The organism is Azospirillum sp. NS33, assembly GCF_059703765.1.
In genome coordinates this window covers 21,697-35,310 of record NZ_BAAKJB010000019.1, presented here as the reverse complement: position 1 = coordinate 35,310, position 13,614 = coordinate 21,697, and the positions used below count along the sequence as shown (strand labels likewise).

General features: G+C 73.2%; 11 protein-coding genes. 7 read left to right on the top strand and 4 right to left on the bottom strand.

What is annotated here, in order from left to right; translation table 11 throughout:
- Window positions 1-46 precede the first annotated feature (46 nt).
- Both AC6H2I_RS17390 and AC6H2I_RS17385 read left to right on the top strand, forming a co-directional pair.
- Window positions 47-1,432, top strand: coding sequence for a GH1 family beta-glucosidase (locus tag AC6H2I_RS17390; protein WP_497501942.1), 1,386 nt, complete (start codon window positions 47-49; stop codon window positions 1,430-1,432).
- A 5-nt stretch (window positions 1,433-1,437) separates the two neighbouring features.
- Complete coding sequence (locus AC6H2I_RS17385; protein ID WP_497501941.1) at window positions 1,438-2,517, top strand: glycosyltransferase; 1,080 nt, start codon at window positions 1,438-1,440, stop codon at window positions 2,515-2,517.
- A 36-nt stretch (window positions 2,518-2,553) separates the two neighbouring features.
- Here the strand turns inward: AC6H2I_RS17385 and rpoH are convergent, their stop codons facing one another.
- Window positions 2,554-3,429, bottom strand: a complete 876-nt coding sequence (gene rpoH, locus AC6H2I_RS17380) for an RNA polymerase sigma factor RpoH (protein WP_497501940.1) — start codon at window positions 3,427-3,429, stop codon at window positions 2,554-2,556.
- Between the two features lie 583 nt (window positions 3,430-4,012).
- Window positions 4,013-5,209 carry an MFS transporter gene (locus tag AC6H2I_RS17375; RefSeq protein ID WP_497501939.1) on the bottom strand — a complete coding sequence of 399 codons (1,197 nt, stop codon included), beginning with the start codon at window positions 5,207-5,209 and terminating at the stop codon, window positions 4,013-4,015.
- 101 nt (window positions 5,210-5,310) lie between these two features.
- On the opposite strand from AC6H2I_RS17375, the gene AC6H2I_RS17370 reads away from it, so the two are divergent.
- Window positions 5,311-6,288: an AraC family transcriptional regulator gene (locus tag AC6H2I_RS17370; protein ID WP_497501938.1), complete on the top strand. Its 978-nt coding sequence runs from the start codon at window positions 5,311-5,313 to the stop codon at window positions 6,286-6,288.
- 315 nt (window positions 6,289-6,603) lie between these two features.
- On the opposite strand, the gene AC6H2I_RS17365 is transcribed toward AC6H2I_RS17370, so the two are convergent.
- Window positions 6,604-8,049 (bottom strand): pyridoxal phosphate-dependent decarboxylase family protein, encoded by a 1,446-nt coding sequence (locus AC6H2I_RS17365; protein WP_497501937.1) that lies wholly within the window; start codon window positions 8,047-8,049, stop codon window positions 6,604-6,606.
- A 129-nt stretch (window positions 8,050-8,178) separates the two neighbouring features.
- On the opposite strand from AC6H2I_RS17365, the gene AC6H2I_RS17360 reads away from it, so the two are divergent.
- Window positions 8,179-8,652 carry an Lrp/AsnC family transcriptional regulator gene (locus tag AC6H2I_RS17360; protein WP_497501936.1) on the top strand — a complete coding sequence of 158 codons (474 nt, stop codon included), beginning with the start codon at window positions 8,179-8,181 and terminating at the stop codon, window positions 8,650-8,652.
- Window positions 8,653-8,721: 69 nt separating this feature from the next.
- Here the strand turns inward: AC6H2I_RS17360 and AC6H2I_RS17355 are convergent, their stop codons facing one another.
- Window positions 8,722-9,846 (bottom strand): Gfo/Idh/MocA family protein, encoded by a 1,125-nt coding sequence (locus AC6H2I_RS17355; RefSeq protein ID WP_497501935.1) that lies wholly within the window; start codon window positions 9,844-9,846, stop codon window positions 8,722-8,724.
- A gap of 205 nt (window positions 9,847-10,051) precedes the next feature.
- Here AC6H2I_RS17355 and AC6H2I_RS17350 point away from each other — a divergent pair, with 205 nt between their 5' ends.
- From AC6H2I_RS17350 to AC6H2I_RS17340, 3 genes are all read left to right on the top strand, one after another.
- Window positions 10,052-11,764: a LytS/YhcK type 5TM receptor domain-containing protein gene (locus AC6H2I_RS17350; RefSeq protein WP_497501934.1), complete on the top strand. Its 1,713-nt coding sequence runs from the start codon at window positions 10,052-10,054 to the stop codon at window positions 11,762-11,764.
- Window positions 11,761-12,480, top strand: coding sequence for a two-component system response regulator BtsR (gene btsR / locus AC6H2I_RS17345; RefSeq protein ID WP_497501933.1), 720 nt, complete (start codon window positions 11,761-11,763; stop codon window positions 12,478-12,480). The genes AC6H2I_RS17350 and btsR overlap by 4 nt, the downstream gene beginning before the upstream one ends.
- Before the next feature lie 133 nt (window positions 12,481-12,613).
- Complete coding sequence (locus AC6H2I_RS17340; RefSeq protein ID WP_497501932.1) at window positions 12,614-13,606, top strand: alpha/beta hydrolase family protein; 993 nt, start codon at window positions 12,614-12,616, stop codon at window positions 13,604-13,606.
- The last annotated feature ends 8 nt before the right edge of the window (window positions 13,607-13,614 follow it).

Here is a 13,614-nt window from a genome sequence, read left to right as displayed (position 1 = left end):
GACGCTAGGATCGGGCGCCGTCCCCCCGCCACCGGAGTGCCCGTCGATGCCCACCCCGCCGCCCGCCGCGGCCCCGCTGCGCGCCGACTTCGTCTGGGGCGTCTCCACCTCCGCCTACCAGATCGAGGGAGCGGCGGCCGAGGACGGGCGCGGCCCCAGCATCTGGGACCGCCATTGCCGGACCGTCGGGGCGGTCCACAACGGCGACACCGGCGACGTCGCCTGCGACCACTACCACCGCTGGCCCGAGGACGTGGCCCTGCTGCGCCGGCTGGGCGTCGACGCCTACCGGCTGTCGGTCTCCTGGCCGCGGGTGCTGCCGAAGGGGCGTGGGGCGGTCAACCCGACCGGCCTCGACTTCTACGACCGCGTCATCGACGCCCTGCTGGAGGCGGGCGTCGAGCCCTGGCTGTGCCTCTACCACTGGGACCTGCCGCTGGCGCTCCACGACCTCGGCGGCTGGTCCAGCCGCGACTGCGCGGGCTGGTACGCCGACTACGCCGCCCTGTGCGCCCGCCGCTACGGCGACCGGGTCACCCGCTGGGCCACCTTCAACGAGTTCTCGGTGTTCACCCTGTTCGGCTACGCCATCCCCTGGGCGGCCCCGGGGATCGTCGACCGCGACCAGCACCTGCGCGCCATACACCACGTCAACCTCGCCCACGGCGCCGGGGTCGACGTGCTGCGGTCGCTGGTGCCGGGCGCATCGATCGGCGCCATCCACAACCGCCAGGTGGTGGTGCCGGAGAGCGACACCGCCGAGGACCGCGCCGCCGCCGCCCTGCTGGACGAGCACTGGAACCTCGCCTTTCCCGACCCCCAGCTGCTGGGCCACTACCCGCCGCGGCTCGCCGCCGCGCTGGAGCCCTACGTGGCAGCCGGCGACCTCGCCCGGATCTGCCGGCCGGTGGACTGGTTCGGCCTCAACCACTACGGCCCCATCTTCGCCAAGGCCGACCCGGCCGGCACCTGGGGCTACGGCTGGGGCGCCGCGCCGCCGGACCAGCCCGACCACGGCGTGGGCTGGCCCATCTTCCCCGACGCCTTCCGCGACGAACTGCTGGCCATCACCCGGCGCTACCGCACGCCCATCGTGGTGACGGAGAACGGCTGCGGCGGCAGCGACGCGCCGGACGCCGCCGGCGCGGTCGACGACCCGCACCGCATCGCCTATCTCGCGGTCTACCAGCGCGCCCTGCGCGACGCCGTCGCCGCCGGCGCCGACGTGCGCGGCTTCTTCCTGTGGTCGCTGCTGGACACCTTCGAGTGGGGCAGCGGCTACGGCAACCGCTTCGGCCTGGTCCACGTCGACTTCCAGACCCTGGCGCGCACACCCAAGACGTCCTTCCACTGGTACGCCGACCTGGTCGCCCGGGAACGGGCGGCGGCCGCGGCGCCCGCCCGCCGGCTCCCGCCCGCCGCCCGGTGCTGACCGCCGTGACCGATCCCGCCGCAACCGACTCCGCCGCAACCGCCCCCGTCGCGCCGCTCACCGTCCACGCGTTCACCGGCGGCGCCACGGTGCCCGCGGCGCGGTTCCGGGTGCGCCAGCACATCGCCCCCCTGGCCGCCCTGGGGATCGCGGTGACCGAGAGCTGGCCCGGCCTCGGCGCCTACCCGCCGCGCGCCCGCGCGCTGCGCCCGCTGTGGGCCGCCGGCACCCTGGCCCAGCGCCTGCCCGCCGTCGCCGCCAGCCACCGCGCCGACGTGGTGGTGCTGCAGCGGGAGATGCTGTCCACCCTGGTGACCCTGGAAGGGCTGACCGGGCGGCCGCGCGTGCTCGACGTGGACGACGCCATCCACCTCTACCGCGGCGGCCGCAGCGCGCGGCGCCTGGCCGGCCTCTGCGACCTGGTGATCTGCGGCAACGGCTGGCTGGCCGACCTCTACCGGGCGTGGGCACCGGCCGTCGCCGTGCTGCCCACCGCCATCGACACCGGCGCGCTCACCCCCGCCCCGTGGCCCGACCCCGGCGACCGGGGCGCGGGAACGGTGATCGGCTGGATCGGCACGTCGGGCAACCTGCCCTACCTCCAGGCGATCGAACGGGCGCTGGCCGCCGTGCTCGCACGTTTCCCGCGGGCGCGCCTGGAGGTGTGCTGCGACGCGCCGCCCGCCCTGCCCGCCCTGCCGGCCGGCCGCGTCGCCTTCACGCGCTGGAGCGAGGCCGCGGAGCCGGGCTTCTTCGCCCGCCTCGGCGTCGGCCTGATGCCGCTGGCCGACGGCGACTGGGAACGCGGGAAATGCAGCTTCAAGATGCTCCAGTACATGGCGGCCGGCCGGCCGTCGGTGGTCTCGCCGGTGGGCATGAACCGGGACGTGCTGGCGCACGGTCCCGTCGCGCTGGGCGCCGGAGGCACGGAGGCGTGGGTGGAGGCGCTGAGCGGCCTGCTCGCCGACCCCGCGCGGGCCCGGGCCATGGGCGCCGCCGCCCGCGCCGCGGTGGCCGCGCATTACGGCGTGGCGGCGCTGGCGCCGCGGCTGGCCGGGCTGCTGCGCGGCGTCGCCGGGCGCTAGGGGCGGGCAGCAGGCGGAGGCCGGCGGCGGCGGCCGTCAGGCGGCGGCGGCGGCCAGGATGCGGACCTGCTGGGACAGCTTCTGGAAGGCGCGCTCCTCGATCTGGCGGATGCGCTCGCGGCTCACGCCGTACTCGCCGGCCAGCTCCTCCAGCAGCTTTGGCGTGGCGGCCAGGCGGCGGGCGGTGAGGATCGCGCGCTCGCGGTCGTTCAGCGTCTCCAGGGCCCGCTGGAGCAGGGTGCGGCGGTGCCGGGCCTCGCTGCGCTCGGCCAGCGCGTCCTCGGCGCTGGGCCGGTCGTCGGCCAGGAAGTCCTGCATCTCGGCGCGGCCCTCCACCGACACCGGCGCGTTCAGCGACGCCACCGGCTGGGCGAGCCGGCGGTTCACCTCCACCACGTCGGCCTCGGGGACCGCCAGGGTGCGGGCGATCTGGCGCACGCTCTCGGGTTGCAGGTCGCCGCCGCCGATCTCGCCCAGCTTGCGCTTCAGGCGGGACAGGCCAAAGAACAGCTTCTTCTGCGAGGCCGTGGTGCCGAGCTTCACCATGCTCCACGAGCGCAGGATGTATTCCTGGATCGACGCCTTGATCCACCACATGGCGTAGGTGGACAGCCGGAAGCCGCGCTCGGGCTCGAACTTGCGGACGGCGGTCATCAGGCCGATGTTGCCCTCGCCGACCAGGTCGGCGAGCGGCAGGCCGTAGCCGCGGAAGCCGGACGCGATCTTGACCACCAGGCGCAGATGGCTGCTCACCAGCTTGCGGGCGGCGTCGACGTCGCCATGCTCGCGCCACGCGGTGGCCAGCACGTATTCCTCCTCCACCCCCAGCACGGGGATGCGGTGGACCTGGTCGATGTAACGGGACAGGGATTCGCCGGACTGCGGCGACGGCAGCGCTAGAGCGGTGCTCATGTCACATCCTCGTGGAAGCGATATGACCAATCGCCCGGCCCCCGCACGGAGCGGCCGGGACCTCCGACTCCGGAGGTGGGGCAATTCTACGCCGGCTTCCGCCGGAGTCAACCGGCAGCGACCGCGGGCAGTGTCTCAGTTTGACATCAGCGCCGGAACGCGCCGGCTTTCCGCGTGTCGGGACAGCCAGCGACCCCCGCGGCAGCAGCCCATTCTGCATTCCGCCCCGGCGGAGGCTGGCGAGCGTGACGCTCTCAAGGCAGACCTGCCAAGGGAAAGGCAACTCAGACCGCGCCGGATTTCGACGGCGGATCACTCCGCCGGTTCCGCCGCCGCCGCCCGCACCGCAACGCTGCGCCGTTCAAGCGCAACGACCGGATGCTCGACGTGCTGCCGATCGGCGTTGTCGCCTTTCCCGGCTCCGGCAATGTCCCAGAACCTGGCTGACAAGGCTCGCGGTATGGGCATACCTCAACCCGCGGTAATGACCCGAGCCGAATGGTCCGAACTTCCGTGTTTCAACGTCCCGGAGACGGACCACGACAGACGCGGGTTCATCCGCGGGCGCGCCTGACGGAGGTGATCAGGCGGCGACGGCGACCGCCCGGGTTCGCACGCCTCCCAGCACGACCAGCGCCGCCAGCAGCAGCACGATGCCGCTGACGCTGAAGACCCCACCGGCGCCGGTGATGCCGAAGATGGCGCCACCGGCCGCGGCGCCGGTGGCGATGGCGAGTTGCACCGCCGCGACGAAGAGGCCGCCGGCGCTTTCCGCCTCGTCCGGCACGGTGCGGGTGATCCAAGTGGACCAGGCCACGGGCACGGCGCCGAAGGCGACGCCCCACAGCGCGATCAGCACCGAGGCGACGACCGGCGAGCCGCCCAGCGCGGCCAGCCCGAGCCCGAGGAGCCCCATGGTCAGCGGCATGACGGCCAGGGTCAGCCGCATGCTGCGCTCCAGCAGCGCGCCGCCGAGATAGGTGCCGGCGAAGTTCGCCACGCCAAAGCCCAGCAGGATGCCCGACACGCCGCTGACGCCGACACCGGTCACCGTCTCCAGGAACGGCCGGACATAGGTGAAGAGCGCGAAATGCCCGGTGAAGACGAGAACGATCGACAGCATGCCGAGCCCGACGCCCGGCCGCGCCAGCACCTCGCCCAGCGTCCGGAGGCTGGTATGGCCGCTCGGCGCCATGCGCGGCAGCGTCAGGAACTGCGCCACCAACGCCACCAACCCCAGCCCGCCGGCCATAAGGAACACCGCGCGCCAGCCGAGCAGGTCGCCCAGATAGCTTCCGACCGGCGCCGCGAAGACCGTGGCGGCCGACACGCCGCTGAAGATCATCGACAACGCCCGCGGGATCATCGCCTCCGGCACCAACCGCATGGCGATCGCGGCCGACATGGCCCAGAAGCCGCCGAGCGCCACCCCCAGCAGCACCCGCCCGACCAGCAGGGACAGCAGGTCGGGGGCAAGGACAACCACCAGGTTGGACACCAGCAGCAGCGCCGAAAAGCCGAGCAGCACGTGACGCCGGTCGAGCCGGCGGGTCGCGGCGGAGATGAGCAGGCTGGCGACCAGCGCCACCACGGCGGTCGCGGTGACGGCCTGGCCGGCCATCGCCTCGGTTACGTGCAGGTCGGCCGCCATCGGCGTCAGCAGGCTGGCCGGCAGAAACTCCGCCGTCACCAGCCCGAACACGCCGAGCGTCAGGGAGAAGACGGCGCCCCATGCGGGCTCCCTCGGCGCGGCGCCGGCCGGCCTCACAGGTCCCATCATGTTCTGTCCTCGCTGGAAGGTTATGTTGCGGCGCAGAATAGGGTAGGAAGACCGGACGATCCATGCCATAACGTCCGCATCTTTTGATCAATGGTCCGGATATGCCTGACCCGACCCGTCTCCATCCCGGTGCCGACCATCCCAGGGCCGACCTCGTCAGCGAGCTTCTGCTCGGCATGCGGCTGACCGGCGTGCAGTACCGCCGCATGCAGGTCGCCCCTCCCTTCGGCATCGGCTTCGGCACGGTGGAGGGGCGGGCGCAATTCCATTTCATCGCCCGCGGGCCGGTCGTGCTGCGGCTGCTCGCCGGCGGCACCTCTACGCTGAGCACGGGTGACGCGGTGCTGCTGCCACGCGGCGGCGCGCATGAGCTGCTGTCGGCGCCGGAGCTGCCGGCCCGCGATGTTTTCAGCTTCGCGACGGCGCCTCTGTGCGGCAATGTCAGCGCGCTTGAATCCTGCCCTGCCGAAAGCTGCCGCACGAAGGACGCGGTCATCTTCACCGGCTGCATGGAGTTCGACCTCGGCGCCATGCAGCCGCTGGTCGGCTTGATGCCCGAGGTGATGCAGGTCGGCACCCTGCTCGACCGCTACCCCGAGATGCTGCCGATGCTGGAGGCGATGGAGCGCGAGGCGCGGGCCGAGCGCGCCGGTTATGCCGGTATCCTGGCCCGGCTGGCCGACGTGGTGTCCGCCTCCATCGTGCGCGGCTGGGTGGAATGCGGCTGCGGCGATGCGCGCGGCTGGATCGACGCGTTGCGCGACCCGCGGCTCGGCCGCGTCATCTCGGCGCTGCATCGGGACCCCGGCCGCAACTGGACCGTGGCGGAGCTGGCCGCGGAGATGGGGGCCTCGCGCTCCGTTTTCGCGGAGCGCTTCCTGGCGGTGACCGGCGTGACCCCGGTCCGCTATGTGACGGAACTGCGCATGCAACTGGCCGCCCAGTGGATCGGGCGGGAGCGGTTGTCGATCGAAACCGCCGCGCATCGGCTCGGCTACGGCTCTCACGCCGCCTTCAGCCGCGCCTTCAAGCGCATCATGGGCTACTCGCCCGGTGCTTCGCGCAACGCGGCATCATAGCACCGGCATGATCGGGGCCGGGTGGTGGGCCGGTTCCTTCACAAGGCGGTCCGGACGTCGTCGCCGGTGACCTGACCAACGGAACCGCGCCGGGAAGGGTGTTTTTCAGCAGCCTGTTAGGCATTGGTGATCGCCATGGGCCGCCACCGCGCGGGCTGGACATCATCGCCGATTCGCTCAAGGAGGCGAACGACGTCGGCATCGGCCGGCGCGGGTCTGCTCCGGGTAACAGCTGTGACGTGCAGAGCTTCACGGCATCGCCTCCATGCGTTCCGCCAAGCATATGGCACCGGCGGGCGACGGAGCGGCACCCGGTCAAGGGCCGTCGAATGTCAAACGGAGACACTCCCCGACCGCATCCGCCAGCGCCGCGATGTCGCCGAGGCCGGTGTCCGGGTTCATCAGGGCCAGCCGCAGCCAGCGCCGGCCCCGGAACAGGGTGGAGGAGACGTAGTGGCGCCCGCCCTCCAGCAGAAGCCGGCGCACGCGGAGCTGGCGCGCGTCGTCGCCGGCGAGGCGGAAGCAGACGATGGTGCTTTCCGGCTCCACCGCCACCTCGAGCCCCGGCCGGGCCCGCAGCAGCGCCGCGGCGTCCCGGGCCAGCGCGGTCTGGCGCTCGACATGGGCGGCCACCCCACCCTCGCCCTCGGCGGCCAGGGCGAAGAACAGCCGCAGCCCGAGCGCCGCCTTGGTGCATTCCACCGTGCGGTGGATGAAGTCGAAGCCGGGCTCGTCCTTGTCGTGGAAGAGATAGCTCGCCTCCTCCTGGAAGGCGCCGTCGAGGTCGCGGTGGTCGCGCACCAGGACGGCGGCGCACAGCGCCGGGGTGCGCAGCATCTTGTGGGCGTCCCACACCAGGGAATCGGCCAGCTCCACCCCGTCCAGGGCGTGGCGCAGCCGCGGCGACACCAGCGCCGAGGCGCCGTGGGCGCCGTCGACGTGCAGCCACGCCCCATGCTCCCGGCACACCGCGGCCACCGCCCGCACCGGATCGTACAGGCCGGCGGCGGTGGAGCCGGCGACGGCGACCACGGCCAGCACCCGCCGTCCCTCCCGGCGCAGCCCGGCGAGCGCCGCGTCGAGCCGGTCGGGATCGAGCCGGCCGTCGGCGTCGCACGGCGCGGCGCGCAGGGCGTTCTGGCCGAGCCCGAGGATGCCGGCGGCACGGCCGATCGAATAGTGGCATCCGGCCGGGGCGACGATCACCAGGTCGCCGGGCGTGCCCTCCTGCCAGGCGTCCGGCGCCACCCGGGCGCGGGCCGCCGCCAGCGCGGTGAGGTTGGCCAGGGAGCCGCCGTGGGTCAGCACGCCGCCGCCATGGTCGTGGCCATGGCCATGGCCGGGCGCCCCCGGCGCACCGGGCGTCGGCGCCGGCCGCCAGCCGGCCTTGCCGAGCATCCAGTTGACCACCGCGTGCTCCACCGTCGCGGCCGACGGGCCCATCTCGTAGATCGCCATGGGGTTGTTGGTGGCCGCGTCGACCAGCGCCGCGACCGCCCCCAGGGGGTGCGGCACCGCCACCTGGTGGGCCATGTTGCCGGGGTGCTGGAGCCGGCACGCCGCGGCGAGGTAGGCGTCGAGGAAGGCGCGCAGCGCCTCGCCGCCCAGCCCGCCCTCGGCGATCAGGCGGTCGACCGCCAGCCGCTCGGCGACCACCGCCATCGGCTCCTGCCGGACCACCGGCACGCGCCGCGCCCGGGCGGCGTCGACGTACCCCCGCAGCGCGTCCAGCGCGACCGCGCACTCCGTCCCCAGATCCATGCTGTCCTCCCTCGGCGGCGTCGGCGACGAGCATGCACCGGGCGGGCGGCGCATGTCCTTGCGAAATCGCCTTGGGCATGGCACGTCGTTGGAGGATTCGACCAAAGAACGATGCCGATGGAGTGAAAGATGCTCAAGACCCTGGACGGGTTCGACCACCGCATCCTCCAGGCCCTGCAGGGCGAGGGGCGGCTGGCCAACGCCGAGCTGGCCGAGCGCATCGGCCTCTCGGCGACGCCGTGCCTGCGCCGGGTGCGGGCGCTGGAGCAGGCGGGGGTGATCCGCGGCTACCGCGCCGACCTCGACCGCACCCGCGTCGGCCTGGGCCTGACGGTGATGGTGGGGGTCAAGGTGGACGGCCACCGCGACGACCGCGCCACCGCCATCCAGGAGGCCTTCGCCGCGATGGCCGAGGTGGTGTCCTGCCACCTCGTCTCCGGCGAGGCCGATTTCCTGCTCGAGGTGGTCGTCCCCGACCTCCAGGCCTACGAGGCCTTCCTGCTGGGGCGGCTGCTGAAGCTGCCGATGGTCAAGGACGTGCGCAGCAGCTTCGTCATCCGCACCGTCAAGGACAAGGCGCCGCTTCCGCTCGGCCACCTCTGAGCGCGTGGGCGGGCTTGGAAAACCTGCCAAACCGGAGAGTCCGGCCGGGCGCCGCGCCCGCCCCGGCGCTCACCCGCCGGACGGTGGCGCGGCGTGCACCAGGTCGGGCTCCATGACGAAGGGCAGCGTGCCGACGTTCTCGCGCTGCGGCGGCAGCGGGCGGCGCACCGGCTCCACCGCCACCGGGCGGCCGCTGGCCAGCGCCGCCTCGATGGCGACCGCGACGCGGACGTCCGCCAGGCCCTCCAGGGCGTCGGGCTGCGGCGGCCGGTCGTCGAGGATGCACTGGGAGAAGTAGCGGGTCTCGGCACCGAAATGGTCGGTGTGGGGGAAATTGCGGGTTTCCGTCCCGCTCGCCGTCTTCAGGCGGAACGACAGGGCGTTGGCGAAGTCGAATCCCGGCTCGACGTGGATCTGCCCCTCGGTGCCGACGATGCGGTAGGCGTCCACGGGGTCGGCGCCATAGCTCACCACGAACTGGGCGAGCCGTTCGCCGGGAAAGCGCATCGTCACCGACACCGCCTCGGGCACGCCGCCGAAGCGCCGGGAATCCCCCATGGCCGCCATCGCCATGACCTCCACCGGGTCGGACCGGAAGACATGGCGGGCCATGTTGATGGGGTAGGCCCCCATGTCGGGCACCGGCCCGCCCCAATAGCCCGACTTGGCGCGGTGGTTGGCGGCGGCGACCTGCTGGGCGAAGGTGCAGGTGAAGGCCCGCACCTCGCCCAGCCGGCCGGCGTGGACCAGTTCCAGGATCTCCACCGTGGCCGGCTCGAAGTGCAGGCGGTAGCCGACCATCAGCTTGGCCCGGCCGCGCGCCGCGGCGTCGACGATCGCCTGGGCCGCCTCTTCGCCGTCCGCCAGCGGTTTCTCGCACAGCACGTGCACGCCGGCGTCCAGCGCCCGCACGGCGTGGTCGCGGTGCAGGGCGTTGGGGGTGGCGACGTAGACCGCGTCGATGGCGCCGGAGGCCAGAAGCGCGTCGTAGCCGTCGTACCCGCAGACCTGGGCGGCCGGCACGCCGTACTTCGCGGCGAGCGCCCGCCCCTTCTCCGCGTCGCCGGTCACCAGCCCCGCCAGCACCGAATTGCCGGTCTGCGCCAGCGCCGGCATGAAGGCCTGCTGGGCGATCCAGCCGGCGCCGACGACGGCGTAACGCACGGGGGACCGGTTCGGGTCGATGTCGCTCATGATGTCGCCTTCCGTTGCTGCGCTGCCCCGTCCCCAACACCCGGCGGCCGCCGGACGTCGCGGGCCGCGCCGTTTGCGCAGGGCAGCCTGGACCCGGGGGCGCCTTGATGCCAATCCCCCGCGCGCGTTATATGACCAAAGCCCCAAGCGCCGGCCGCAGCGAGACGCGCCTCCCGGCGCCCGCGCGTCGGAGGACCCCCCGGCCATGAGCGTCGAGCCCTTCAGCCTCGTGCTGTCGCTGTTGCAGCAGATGTGCGTCTACCTGGTGATCGCCTGGCTGCTCAGCCGCACGCCGCTGTTCCTGCCGGTGATGCACGTCACCGTGCGCTGGCCGCACCGCCTCGCCTGCTACGCGCTGTTCTCCATGTTCTGCATCATGGGCACCTATTTCGGCCTGCAGATCGACGATTCCATCGCCAACACCCGGGCCATCGGCGCGGTGCTCGGCGGCATCCTCGGCGGCCCGTCGGTCGGCGTCTCGGTGGGGCTGACGGGGGGCCTGCACCGCTATTCGCTGGGCGGCATGTCGGCAACCGCGTGCGCCATCTCCACGGTGGCGGAGGGCCTGATCGGCGGGCTGGTGCACCGCCACCTCATGAACCGCGGCCGCATCGACGACCTGTTCAACCCGGTGCGTGTGGGCGTGGTGACGCTGTGCGCGGAAGTGACCCAGATGCTGATCATCCTGGCGGTGGCGCGGCCCTTCCCGGCCGCGGTGCACCTGGTGCAGGTGGTGGCGCTGCCGATGATCGTCGCCAACACCCTGGGGGCGGCGCTGTTCATGCGCATCCTGCTCGACCGCCGCGCGCTCATCGACAAGCAGTCCAGCGCCTTCTCCGCCAAGGCCCTGAAGATCGCCGCGCGGGCCGACGGCGTGCTGCGCGGCGGCTTCGACGCCGAGAGCAGCGCACGCGTCGCCCGCATCCTCTACGAGGAGACCGGGGTCGGCGCCGTCGCCATCACCGACCGGGAGAAGCTGCTGGCCTTCATCGGCATCGGCGACGACCACCACATCCCCGGCACTCCCATCAGTTCGCCCCAGACCCTGGAGGCCATCGCCGCCAACAAGGTGCTCTACGCCGACGGCAACGAGGTGTCCTACCAGTGCTCGATCGACCCGCACTGCCGGCTCGGCGCGTCGCTGGTGATCCCGCTGGTCGGCGAGGACGACCGGGTGGTCGGTGCCATCAAGCTGTACGAGCCCAAGACCAAGATCTTCTCCACCATCAACCGCACCCTGGGCGAGGGCATCGCCCGCCTATTGTCCGGGCAGATCCTGGCCGGGCGCTACGAGCGGCAGAAGGCGCTGCTGGCGCAGTCGGAGATCAAGCTGCTGCACGCCCAGGTCAACCCGCACTTCCTGTTCAACGCGCTGAACACCATCTCGGCGGTGATCCGCCGCGACCCCGAGCAGGCGCGCCAGCTGATCCAGAACCTCTCCACCTTCTTCCGCAAGAACCTGAAGCGGCCGGGCGGCCTCGCCACCCTGGCCGACGAGATCGAGCACGTGAACGCCTACCTGCAGATCGAGCTGGCCCGCTTCCCCGACCGCCTGCGGGTCGCCATCGACGTGCCCGACGCCTTGCGGTCGGCGCGCCTGCCGGCCTTCCTGCTCCAGCCCCTGGTGGAGAACGCCATCAAGCACGGCACCTCCCAGCTCTTCGACGTCGGCCATGTCCGGATCGCCGCGGCCCGGGACGGCGGCGACCTCGTGGTGTCGGTGGAGGACAACGCCGGCCTCTACGAGCCCGGACCCGGCGGCGACGGCCTGGGCATGGGCAACGTCGACGGGCGCATCAAGGCGCGCTTCGGCGACGCCTACGGGCTGCAGGTGGCGTGCGATCCCGACACGCGCACCCGCGTCGCCGTGCGCGTCCCCCTCGACCTGCCCGCCACGACGGAGGCCGCCGCCCGATGATGACCGTGCTGATCGTCGACGACGAGCCGCTGGCCCGCGACGAGCTGCGCCGCCTGCTCGAGGCGGCGCCCGACATCCGCATCCTCGGCGAATGCGCAAACGCCATCGAGGCGATCGGCGCCATCAACCGCCAGGCCCCCGACGTGGTGTTCCTGGACGTCCAGATGCCCCGGGTCAGCGGCCTGGAGATGCTGGGCATGCTGGACCCCCAGCGCATGCCGCGCATCGTCTTCCTGACCGCCCACGACGCCTACGCGGTGCAGGCGTTCGAGGAGAACGCCTTCGACTACCTGCTGAAGCCGGCCGACCCGGCGCGCCTGGAAAAGACCCTGCAGCGGCTGCGCCGCGACCGCGCGCCCCAGGACGTCAAGGTGCTGAAGGGCGCCGACGAGCTGCGCCAGATCCCCTGCACCGGGCACAACCGGGTCACCTTGATGAAGCTGGCCGACGTGGAGTACGTGGTCTCCCGGCCCGCCGGCGTCTATGTGGTCGGCGAGGACGGCCAGGAGCGCTTCACCGAGCTGACCCTGCAGACCCTGCAGGACAAGAGCCCGCTGCTGCGCTGCCACCGCCAGCACCTGGTCAACCCCGACCGCATCGCCGAGATCCGCTTCGTCGACAACGGCCTGGCCGAGATCCGCACCTCGGGCGGCCACACGGTGCCGGTCAGCCGCCGCTTCCTCGGCGCGCTGAAGGAGCGGCTGGGGATCGCCTGACCGGCCGCCCCGCGACCGCCCTCATGGTGGCGCGAGGAAACCTCATTTGGCACCGCCCCCGGACTCGCCCACGCTGCCACGGCGCCGCATCGCCACCACGGCGGCGCCACCACGGGGGGCGGGAGGGCGGGGAATGAGGGCACGGACACAGGAGAGCCCGGGCGGGCGGGAGGGCGAACGCCGGGGCGGGGCGGCCGCCGGCGCTCCGGACCCGGACCCGGGAGAGCCCTTCGGCGTCACCGCCGCCGACGGCCACCGCGTCCACGGCCGGGTCTGGGAGGGCGGCGGGGGCGGCCCGGTGGTGGTCATCCACGCCGCCACGGCGGTGCGGGCGCGCTACTACGCGCGCTTCGCGGCGTGGCTGGCGGGCCAGGGCGCGACGGCGCTGATCTTCGACTACCGCGGCATCGGGGAGTCGCGCACCGGGCCGCTGCGGGCCCTGGAGGCGGGGTGGGTCGACTGGGGCGCGCTGGACGCCGAGGCGGTGCAGGCCCACGCGCAGCGGCGCTGGCCCGATCGCGTCCACGCGGCGGTCGGCCACTCCATCGGCGGCTTCGCCATCGGCCTGGCGCCGAGTTCGGCGGGGCTGGCGCGCATCGTCACCGTGGGCGCGCAGTTCGCCTACTGGCGCGACTACGCCCGGCCCCGGCGGCTCGCCATGTATCTGAGATGGCACCTGCTCATGCCCTGGCTGACGCGGCCGCTGGGGTACTTTCCGGGCGCCCGGCTCGGCTGGCTGGAGGACGTGCCGCGCGGCGTGGTCCGCGACTGGAGCGGCATGGGGCCGCGCTTCGAGGAGAGCGTGGCGACGTCCCTGGACCGCGCCGCGCTGGCGGCCCGGCACGGCGCCACCGGGGCCCGGCTGCTGGCGGTCGGGCTCAGCGACGATCCCTTCGCCACCGACGCCGCCATCGCCCGCCTGCTGCGCTACCACACGGGCAGCGACCGCACCCACCTGCGCCTCGCCCCCGGCGACGCCGGCGTCCCGGAGATCGGCCACTTCGCCTTCTTCCACGCCCGCTTCGCCGGAACGCTCTGGCCGCTCGCCCGGGACTGGCTGTTCACCGGAGGCCTGCCGCCGGGCAGCCCCGGGACGGTGGTGGCCCGCCACCCGCCGGGCGGCTGATCCGCCAC